The sequence below is a fragment of the Actinomadura rubrisoli genome, assembly GCF_004349215.1.
Taxonomy (GTDB): Bacteria; Actinomycetota; Actinomycetes; order Streptosporangiales; family Streptosporangiaceae; genus Spirillospora; species Spirillospora rubrisoli.
Genome location: NZ_SMKU01000634.1, coordinates 1 through 2256, shown reverse-complemented (window position 1 = coordinate 2256; position 2256 = coordinate 1). Strand labels below are relative to the sequence as shown.

The following is a 2256-nucleotide window of genomic DNA, read 5'->3' as shown; positions in this document are numbered from 1 at the left end:
TCACCACCCCGCCGGGGAAACCCACCGCGACGATCGTCGTCCCATGCGGGATGTCGTTCCCCACCGGCCCCGCCGGCAAGGTCCGCCGACCGGGCAGCATCTCCGGCGAGTACGCCCCCAGGAACTCCGTGAACGAGGACGTATCCGGGCTTGAGAACAACCCCGGCAGACGTCCGGTGTGCGAATCGTGGGACGCCACGCGACTCCCTTCCCTCCACCATGGCACCGGCTCCCTCACAACCCCACCGGCGCGGACGACTATGACCCTACTGTTCAACCCTCGCCCACCGCATGCCGCGTGATCCCCAGTCCAGTCCGCCCACGGCGAACCCCCGCACACGCCGAGCCCGGTGACCCGTCAGAGATCACCGGGCTGACGCTCGCCTTGCTGCCGCTCGCCGGGCTGGCGCTGCTCGCCGCATGGAGGTTGACCCGAGCGGCGGACACCGGCTGGACCCTGGGGCCGGTCAGCGTGAACTCGCGTACTCCTCGGCTATCGTCCTGTACGAGGCCAGCAGCTGTGCCAGGGAACGATCGAGCCACGTCGGGCCCTCATGATCGTCCTCGACATGCCAGAGGGCCTGCCGGTGCCTCCCGTCCGCCTCCCGGTACGGCTCCCAGCCGTCCACCGGCACCGTCGCCGGATCCACGTCCGGCACCGTGAACGACATCCGCGTCCCCCCGCCCGGCGCCGGGACCTCGGTGATCAGCTGCCCGAGCAGGTAGTCCGCCGCGCGCCGCAGCGAAATGGGATCGTCTCCGAGCTGGCCCATGCCCGCGTTACAGCCGCCACACGCCATTCCCCGGACGCTGCCCGTCGCGTGATCGTGATCGACGTGCTCGGCGGGGACGTCCCAGCAGATCGCGCACAGCCCGCCCTGGATACTGAGCAGCCACCGCGCTTCCTCGTCATCGATCCCGTACTTCTGGCGCAGGTGCTTCTCCCGGTACGAAACACTCGCCCTTGGCTTCGGCTGCCATTGCGCCTCTTCCACGTAGCGTGGACGGCCCGTGAACACGGCTGCGCCTAGCTCAAGCCTCATCCGACGCGCGTGAGATCCACGCAGCTCCAGATAATCCGCAGCGTCGCCGAGGCATCGCGGGTCGTCGTGGAACTGGCCGAGCGCTCCATTGCACTTGAAGCAGAGTATGCCGCGGACGACTCCCGTGAGGTGGCTGTGGTCCACGTGCTTGGCGGGCTCTCGTAGGCAGATGACGCACACGCCGCCCTGCCGGGCGACCATCTCCGCCACTTGCTCCTCGGTAAGGCCGTAGCGAAGCTTCAGGAGGTAGTTGCGTCGGCTACCGTGCTTGCGCCGCACAATGTCGGCTATGACCTTGTTGTGGCATGCGCGGCAGTAAGTTGTGAGTCCCGACGCGGCAGCGCGGTTACTCCCAAACTCATCGACCGATTTGGTCTCGCCGCACTTATTGCAGTACTTCATCCCCTCCGGGACTGCGGAGTGTCTCCGATAGGCCCGCGTTGCCTTACCCTGCCGCTCCTGCTTCTTCCGGTATGAGGCCGCGCTGCGGAGTCCGAAGCACTCCTTGCAGTAAAGCGCCAGGCCATCTGGGGATGCTTTACGTTTTGAGAACTCCGTGGCCGGTTTGACCAGGCCACAGTCTCGGCATTCTTTATAAGACATGGGCGCGACTTTACCAGTCCGCCCACGTCTCGACAGTCTCTTTATGAAATTAGATGCGGGTCAGAGAATGGCAGGTAAAGCCCTTTCCCTGCGTTGTCCGTTTTGTCCGGACAAAACGGTCATTGTCCGCCTTTTTGGATGTATGCACGGACGAATTCCTCCGCATTTTCTTCGAGGACTTCGTCAATTTCATCGAGAATTGCGTCGACGTCGTCAGTGAGCTTTTCTTGGCGCTCCTGGACGTCCTCGGTCGTCGTGGCCTCGGTCTCCTCGACCTCTTCCGTGCGCCGGGTGGTCTGCTTCTGACCGCCGGTGTCCTTCGTGGCCATTCCGTACCTCCGCTCTGCCGGTACCCCCAACCCTATCTCCGATCTTCGACGGTGAACGGACCTGTCGGTCTGTTTCGCCGCCTCGACGGCGCCGGGGGGCCTGCTTCGGTTATCGCCCGTCCGGTGACCACTGAAACGGGCATAGCGGTCACGAAACCGAGACGTCACCCGAAGGTGCAGGTCAGCAGGGGTGTTCTAGCTCGATAGTGACACTATCTAAGGGGGATGTCCACGCAGGGGCTAAGCGCCCGCGCGTCGTGGTCGGCGGCGGGGGCTCGGCG

2 protein-coding genes and 1 pseudogene are annotated in these 2256 nt (G+C 64.9%); all 3 read right to left on the bottom strand.

All coding sequences use genetic code 11. The features are described 5' to 3' along the window. A pseudogene (locus tag E1298_RS49995) lies at nt 1-199 on the bottom strand (proteasome subunit beta); the annotation flags it as partial. A 268-nt stretch (nt 200-467) separates the two neighbouring features. Next, a complete protein-coding gene (locus tag E1298_RS46345) occupies nt 468-1445 on the bottom strand; it encodes an endonuclease VII domain-containing protein (protein WP_207945268.1) in 978 nt (325 codons plus the stop codon). Nucleotides 1446-1765: 320 nt separating this feature from the next. Next, nucleotides 1766-1975 (bottom strand): ubiquitin-like protein Pup, encoded by a 210-nt coding sequence (locus E1298_RS46340; protein ID WP_131903721.1) that lies wholly within the window; start codon nt 1973-1975, stop codon nt 1766-1768. Between the last annotated feature and the right edge of the window lie 281 nt (nt 1976-2256).

Coding starts and splice junctions, on each gene's coding strand:
- E1298_RS46340 (WP_131903721.1), bottom strand. CDS start 1,975: ATGGCCACGAAGGACACCGGCGGTCAGAAGCAGACCACCCGGCGCACG.
- E1298_RS46345 (WP_207945268.1), bottom strand. CDS start 1,445: ATGAAGTACTGCAATAAGTGCGGCGAGACCAAATCGGTCGATGAGTTT.